The sequence below is a fragment of the Micromonospora sp. ALFpr18c genome, from assembly GCF_008868155.1.
Taxonomy (GTDB): Bacteria; Actinomycetota; Actinomycetes; order Mycobacteriales; family Micromonosporaceae; genus Micromonospora.
The window spans coordinates 23,204-30,335 of sequence record NZ_WBKR01000056.1; the positions used below are offsets into that span (position 1 = coordinate 23,204).

Genomic DNA, 7,132 nt, shown 5'->3' on the forward strand with positions numbered 1-7,132 from the left:
GTACTCGTCGAGGGCATCCGATCGGTGAATCGCCGGTCAGCGGTGTTCATGGCACCCCTCCAGAGGTTGCCCCTTGGTCATGATCACCAGCCGGGCGTAGGTCAGCTCGTAGATGAGCCGGTCGAGCTGGGTTCGGGAGAGCAGGACCGATTGACTGGCACCGTCACGGGTCGCGTCGAGCTTCACGGCCAGGTCACGGCGCAGAAACCGATCGGCCAGCAGTTGCACGCTGATCCAGCCGGTTCGCTCCCGGCCGATGGTCCTGAGCAGGCCCCGATGCATCGGATCGTTCGGGCCGCAGCCTCGGCACCAGCTCGGGCAGTCGGCAGGATTCGTGGACGGAGTCGACCCGCGATCGTTCGTGGCCTCGGTTTCAGTCACCGGTGGCCTCCATGTGGGTACCAGCCTGCACCAACAAGGAGCGAAGCCGATCGATCAGCTGGGCAGCCCGCGAAGGGGGCAGCTCCACCCAGGCGATCCCGCCCCGGCTCGTCACATGCACCGCGACCAGGGGCACGCGGGCATCGGAGCCGACGAGGTACGTGACGACCTGGCCGCTCTGCCGGCTGTCGCCCAGGCGGTGCATCGGGCCACGATGACGGCGCGGCATGTGGGCCATCAGCGGCGGCACCAGGTGGCCGCATCGGTCGGGTGCGCACCAGGCCGGGTGGCTGCCGCTGATCAACTTGCCCGCGTCGCTCACCGTAGCCACCGCCCACCGTTGCCCCGGTAGATCTGGGCCGGCGTCATCAGCGGTGCAGCCCGCAGCACCGGCAGCTTCCGGGTCGGCGCGTTCGCCCATGCCTTCATCGGCGTCACACAGGGAGCACAACGGCGTGAGGTGGCCGCGTTCCCGCCGGGACTGGACGGCAGACGTCTGCGGGACCTCCAGATCGAGAACCAACGCCGCCGACGATGAGAGCCAGACATCGCACCTCCACGGGTAGGTCGGAACCGGTGGTCAGCCACGCGGGAACGCAGCCGGCCACCGGTCCGGATGAGGGCACGGCGCACCGTCCGACGCAGACGGGTCGGGTATCGCCGAGCCAACTTGTACGCGCAGCTACCGCAACCGGTCCGACAGGACGCCGCGCGTCACGTGCGACCAGGAGCGGCGCGACACCACCCCTGATACAAGCCGTCATCCTGACCGCACACCCGGAAACGTACCTACAAGTGGATGAGTTGTCTAGACATGGAAACGTGCTCCCTGGTTGACACTTGATAAGACAAGTGCCAGGTACGGTGACCCGGTGCCCATCCCGCACTACGGACAGCCCCGTTACCGCGTCATCGCGGACCAACTCAGGGAACGCATCGAGGACGGCAGCATCCCGCCCGGCGCTCTTCTGCCGACGGAGAGCGCCCTCACCTCTGAGTTCCGGGCAAGTCGCGGCACTGTTCGACAGGCCATAGCCGTTCTACGCGAGGAAGGCTTGGTCACGACCGAGCACGGCCGAGGCACTTCCGCCAGGCCGGTCACCCACGAGCGCTCGGGACAGAGCCGCGAACCGGAGACCCGGCAGTGCGAGATACCTGCTAGCCCTGAGCTTGCAGCACTCTTCGGCGTCGAGGTCGGCGCAACTCTGATCGAACAGGAGCGCGTCAACCGGCGCAACGGAGTCGTAGAATCAGTCGTAAGAGCCTATCAGCTTCACTACCCGAAACAGCAAAGCGCATGACATTCCCTGCAGGGCTTTTGCACAGTCACTGAGGACTCACTGACCTGCTTGGAACTCAAGGTCAACAGCTCGTTAGCGGGTCGGCTTGGCCGGGGCCGCCTGAACAAAAGTCGTGCACCGAAAAGTCCGGTAGCTCCACAGGACCAACAAGCCGGGCTTGCCGCAAGCGCGCTGCGCTGCTCTGACCTGTGCAACCGAGTACGCAATTGACCTTGCCTCCGGCAACGACAGCCTGTCAACCTCTCAGTCAACTGCTCGTTACCACGTCAGATCCAGTTGTCAAGCCTGTGAGTCTTCGTCGGGATAGTGGACAATCCGAGGATGCTCGGACTACGACACAGAAACCGCCTTCGCACTGCCTCGCTCTTGGGCATACCTACTCTGGCAGTTGGTCTCTGGTTTTTCCTTCAGGGAGGCTTGGAAAGAGCAGACAAAATGGCAAGCGTTGGTGCTTTCCTATTAGCGCTGGCCAGCCTTGCTTTGCCTTTCACGACATCCTGGATCACTCAAAAGACAGATAACCAAGCGCGCACCAGGCAGAAGCTGCTAAATCTCCTCGCCAAGTCGGTGATGGCCCAATGGTCAAATGAGGAACGAGTGCGCCGCCTGAACGATCCGGAGCCCATTCCCGTTCAATGGCACGGTCTAGGCCCACCCATTAGCGATCACTGGAAAAATATCCGCACAGACGGGGAAAGTCATCGCCTCCCAGTTGACGGCAGACTGGCTGATCTGTCAGACGTCTTCGAGACGGTTTTGCATCGCAGGAGGCTAGTCATCCTCGGTGAAGCCGGCGCGGGAAAAACAGTGCTCGCCACACGCCTATTACTCGACCTTCTTGGACGAAGGACCGAGGAAAGTTCAGTACCTATTATTGCACCAATGGCATCTTGGGATTCCAACAGGGAAACGTTCGAAGAATGGATTTCCGGACGCCTGGCAGGCGATTATCCGGTGATGCATGATTTAACAATAAGCAGAGAATTGATCTCAAGCGGGCAGATTTTGCCCATCCTTGACGGCTTCGACGAGATGGCACCCCACTCCCGCAAGGCTGCAATCGAGGCCATAAATCGGCTGGGCGTCCACCAAACCTTTGTCATGACGTCCCGCCACGGCGAATACTTAGAGATGATCGCCCGAGGCGGCATCCTGACGGCTGCTGCGGTTATCGAGATTGAAGAATTGTCGACGACCACGGTGCGCAGCTACCTCACTCGCGTCACGCCGCCGCTTCGCCTTCATCAATGGAACAAGGTATTCAGTCGGCTCGAAAAAAGCCCTCGCGGTCGCCTTGCTCAGGCGCTCAACACACCCTTGATGGTTAGTTTAGCCCGAGAAGCTTATGCCCGCGGATCAGGGGACCCCAACGATCTAATAAACGCCCGAATACGTACCAAAGAAGGCATAGAAAAGCACTTAACACAAGCCCTAATACCCTCCGTCTTCGACGGGGCTAGTTCGACAAGATGGGATTCGGCCGACCGGGCTCATGAATGGCTGAGCTTCCTGGCTCGATGGCTGAGAGAGAACGAGTCACAAGAGGTCAGATGGTGGGAGCTTGAAAAGGAAGTCGAGGGACTAACTAGTGCAGCGTGGGTGACTTCGATCGCATTCGTGTTTGCCATCTCTTGGTTAATATCCGGCCTACCACTCGCGCTTATGTCGGTAATTGCCGCACTCGGTTCCAGCTTGATATTCTTGCGGCGACTCGATCCCCGACCTTCGATCACATCGGTATCACTTAGACGATTCTGGAAACCGTTTTCTCGTTCAGTAGGCGCATCCACCGCGCTTGGCCTCGTCAACTTCGCGGCACTAGGAAAGCTTGAATTAATCCCCGTCGGATTCGTTGTTGGAATTTTCGTAGGCGTAATAGTAGGCGCAGTTGATGCGATGACCGCACAAGTCGATACGGCCAAGCCCTCTAGCCCAGCCGCCGTCCTGCGAGCCTCTCGATCAGTAGCACTTACTACTGGAATTATGGTAAGCCTAATTGCAGGCGGATCGCTAGCAGTCGCCGGAGGAAAGATTTCTGGATTTCCCGGCCTTACTGGCGGATTCCTTGGCGGTATGACTGCAATCATCGCAAGCCCTTGGGGGAAATTCGAAACCGCGCGCTTAATATTTGCCTTTAAAGGAGTTCTGCCACTGCGACTTGTCAGCTTTCTTGAGTTCTGCAGAGAGCGCGGAATATTGCGCCAGTCTGGACCGCAGTACCAATTCCGTCACATCCTGCTGCTCGAGAACCTGGCGCCGCCGAAATCATCACGGATGCCTGCAGCACCATTGCCACTACCGCCGGTACAGTACGGCGCGCGCAAGCTTCGCTTCAGCACCGGCATCGTCGGCGCACTTCTTCTGCTTCCAGCCTGCATTTTCTCTGTAGCAGGCTCCAAAGCAACCTTCCCCGATATTCCGGAAATAACAAGGCTAGCCACGGCACCCCTCCTATTTGGAATATGCCCAACTTACTTCGTTGCACAAACCATTCTGGTTCGCAATCTCAGAGGCGTATCCGCGCGCGTAGCATTAATAACATTCGCCGTCTTCTGCTATTTTGCCTGGTCGACATACTGGATGACTTCGAGTGAAGTCGGAGCGAGATGGGCCATGGCAACTGTAGGGAGTCAAGTATTAGGGACCGCATTAGTGAGCGTAGCGTGCTGGGCTAGACGCCCCGAAATCGCTAACGAGGTGCAAATTTTTCCGTCTTCGACGAGGACCCCACCCACGTCCAACTCGCCTCCTTCACGTGAAGAGAGTTGATCGCTACCGCGCTGCTCCTGACCGACGCGAGAGGAAGCTGAGCGAGATTGTTGTCCTGCCGAATTGCTCTTTTTAGGATCAAGGCACCGCGCTCCGCGCGGCGCGGGGCGGCAAGCCCGGCCGGCGGCAAGCCGCCCCGGTCGCCTTCGGCACCGGGGCGGTGAGCCACCGACAGCCGCCGGGACACCGCCCCACAGACCGGAGGGACCAGTTCCAGCGAGCCCGTGACGGAAGCCAACGAGTCGACCTGATCGCGTGGACGGGGCTTCCGGCTGCCGCGCCAGTCCAACCCCGGGACTGGCTTGCCACCGCGTCTCCGAGCCTCGCCAGGAGCAACACCGCCAGGACGTGCCCGGCCTTCACGACAGCCGACGGCACTGCGCGCAAGCCCTATCAAGCCACCGAACGGCAGTCAGGACGAGGCGATGCGCCGTGCCGATCTGGAGTGCTACTGACCCAAGACTCAGGGCGTCTCCAGGGCGTCGGGGCGTCGTCAGGGCGTCAAACGCCGCCCAATGTTGACCATGAACGACCATCGACGCCCGGACATAGAACCAGCTCAGAGCCGTGATCACGGCTCTGAGCTGGTGGGCGACGGACGAGTCGACCTGTACGCCGGATTCTGTGCGCGGCGCGTACCCCGAGGGGTTTGCGCCGGCGGCGGCCATCCATCTGGGCCTGCCGTTGCCGGCAGGCTCTAGCGGCCTACCCGCAGACATCGGGCGGGCAGCCCTCAAGCGTCTGCGCCGGGTCGTCATCTTGCGGTGACGGCCCTTGCTTGGCCTTGCTCCGGGTGGGGTTTACCGAGCCACCCCGGTCACCCGGGGTGCTGGTGGGCTCTTACCCCACCGTTTCACCCTTACCGTCCCCGTTGGGGTCGGCGGTCTGTTTTCTGTGGCACTTTCCCGCGGGTCGCCCCGGGTTGCCGTTAACAACCACCCTGCCCTGTGGAGTCCGGACGTTCCTCGGCGGCGGGCCGAAGCCCGCCGACGCGGCCGCCCGGTCGACTCGTCCGTCGCGCTCTCATCCTAACGACGCCGGCGGCACGCCTATTGCCGCCCCGCAGGCGGGTGCCCGCGCAGACCTGCCCCGCAGGCGGGCCTTCGACAGACCCGGCCCGCACGGCAGCGCGCGTGGAGACCGGTCAGTTCACGCTGATCGTCACGACACCGGTTCCGGCGTACGCCTTCGGCAACTCGGTGAGGACCGGACGCCCGGTGGGCCACTCGGCGTCGGGACATCCCAGCGCGGCGGCATGGGCTAGCTGCCAATCCACACCTTGACGTAGCAGACGCCCCACCAGCAGAGCGGTCGCGTAGCCCAGCTCGACGACCTCCAGCGCTGGTAGTGCACCGATGTGCTCGCCCAGGGCCGGGCGGGCGGAGGTGGCTGCGGCAAGGCAGAGTGCCGGCACCTGGACGTGCCGCCCCGCATCCCTGTGTGCGGTGACCACGAGCCCGGAGAGCGCCGGGTTGCCGGCACCGAGCGCGAGCAGCGCCGTGTGGTCGAGGATGACCGCGGCCTCGGTCACGCCGCCCGCCGGCCATCTTCGGCTAGAGATTCCGGGACATTGCCAGCCTCGACGGCCGCCCAGACGTCCTCGCCCCGGGTGAGGTCGTCGGCGCTGAGGTCGGCAGCGATCTTGAGTCGGACGTACTGCTCCGCGCGCGCCGCGCGGTCGCGCAGTTCGTCGGCGGTGAGTGCCGCCTGGGTGAGCTGGGCGACGAGGTCCCGCATCGTCGTTCCACGTTCGTTCGCCAGGAGCGCCAAGCGGTCGCGTACCTCGGTGTCGACTTTGATCGTGGTATCCACGACCGGAGTATACGACCGGTATACCGCTGCCCTGTTCCGCCTCGCCGGCCAGCTCACGACGGGTTCGGCGCGCGTACTAGCCTCGTGGGGCTATGGATCTCTCCCACGCCGCGCTGCTGCTCGCCGCCGGTCTCGCCGCTGGCACGGTCAACGCGGTGGCCGGTGGCGGATCGTTGATCACGTTCCCGGCGATGATCGCGATCGGGTTGCCCCCGGTGCCGGCGAACGTCAGCAACTCCGTCGCCGTCTTCCCCGGTTACCTCGCCAGCGTGGCGGGCAGCCGGGCGGACCTGCCGCGCCCCCGCGCACTGGCCACGCTGGTGCCCACCACCATCGTTGGCACGATCCTCGGGGCGTTGCTGCTGCTCGCGACTCCGGCCCGTGCGTTCGAGCTGGTCGTACCGTTTCTGGTCCTCGGCGCGACCGCGGTGCTGGCCTTCCAGGATCCGCTGCGCCGGCTGGTCGGCCACCCCCGGGACCTGTCGCCACGCCAGCGAACGGTCGCGGTGCAGACGATGGTCGCGCTCGGTGCGGTGTACGGCGGGTACTTCGGCGCCGCGCTCGGGGTGATGCTGGTGGCCGGGCTGGCCCTGGTGTTGGACGCGACCCTGGCCCGGGTGAGCGCGATCAAGAATCTGCTCTCCGCGGTGGTGGGGTTGACCACGCTGGTGGTGTTCGCCCTGTTCGGCCCGGTGAACTGGGCGGCCGTCGCGGTGGTCGCGCCGGCGACGCTGATCGGGGGGTACGCGGGCGCCCGGCTGGTTCGCCGGCTGCCGCCGGTGCTGCTCAAGACGATCATCGTGGTGTTCGGCACGATCATCGGCCTGTACCTGCTCTGGCGGGCCCTGACCTGAGGCCGCCCGCCCACA

General features: G+C 63.6%; 7 protein-coding genes and 1 other RNA gene. 3 read left to right on the forward strand and 5 right to left on the reverse strand.

Features of this window, described 5'->3' with window-relative positions:
- Positions 1-36 precede the first annotated feature (36 nt).
- Together F8271_RS13025 and F8271_RS33115 are read right to left on the reverse strand one after the other, a co-directional pair.
- Complete coding sequence (locus tag F8271_RS13025; protein WP_225854493.1) at positions 37-228, reverse strand: hypothetical protein; 192 nt, start codon at positions 226-228, stop codon at positions 37-39.
- A 145-nt stretch (positions 229-373) separates the two neighbouring features.
- Positions 374-703, reverse strand: a complete 330-nt coding sequence (locus F8271_RS33115; protein ID WP_225854494.1) for a hypothetical protein — start codon at positions 701-703, stop codon at positions 374-376.
- A gap of 550 nt (positions 704-1,253) precedes the next feature.
- Between F8271_RS33115 and F8271_RS13035 the strand changes: the two genes are divergently transcribed.
- Together F8271_RS13035 and F8271_RS13040 are read left to right on the forward strand one after the other, a co-directional pair.
- Positions 1,254-1,682: a GntR family transcriptional regulator gene (locus F8271_RS13035; protein ID WP_225854495.1), complete on the forward strand. Its 429-nt coding sequence runs from the start codon at positions 1,254-1,256 to the stop codon at positions 1,680-1,682.
- A gap of 435 nt (positions 1,683-2,117) precedes the next feature.
- Positions 2,118-4,451 (forward strand): NACHT domain-containing NTPase, encoded by a 2,334-nt coding sequence (locus tag F8271_RS13040; RefSeq protein ID WP_192580267.1) that lies wholly within the window; start codon positions 2,118-2,120, stop codon positions 4,449-4,451.
- A 595-nt stretch (positions 4,452-5,046) separates the two neighbouring features.
- Here the strand turns inward: F8271_RS13040 and rnpB are convergent.
- From rnpB to F8271_RS13055, 3 genes are all read right to left on the reverse strand, one after another.
- Positions 5,047-5,462, reverse strand: an RNA gene (gene rnpB / locus F8271_RS13045) — RNase P RNA component class A.
- Positions 5,463-5,595: 133 nt separating this feature from the next.
- Positions 5,596-5,982, reverse strand: coding sequence for a hypothetical protein (locus tag F8271_RS13050; RefSeq protein WP_151489951.1), 387 nt, complete (start codon positions 5,980-5,982; stop codon positions 5,596-5,598).
- Positions 5,979-6,263, reverse strand: a complete 285-nt coding sequence (locus tag F8271_RS13055) for a hypothetical protein (protein ID WP_151489952.1) — start codon at positions 6,261-6,263, stop codon at positions 5,979-5,981. Before F8271_RS13055 ends, F8271_RS13050 begins: the two co-directional genes overlap by 4 nt.
- Before the next feature lie 92 nt (positions 6,264-6,355).
- On the opposite strand from F8271_RS13055, the gene F8271_RS13060 reads away from it, so the two are divergent.
- A complete protein-coding gene (locus tag F8271_RS13060) occupies positions 6,356-7,117 on the forward strand; it encodes a sulfite exporter TauE/SafE family protein (protein ID WP_151489953.1) in 762 nt (253 codons plus the stop codon).
- Positions 7,118-7,132 lie beyond the last annotated feature (15 nt).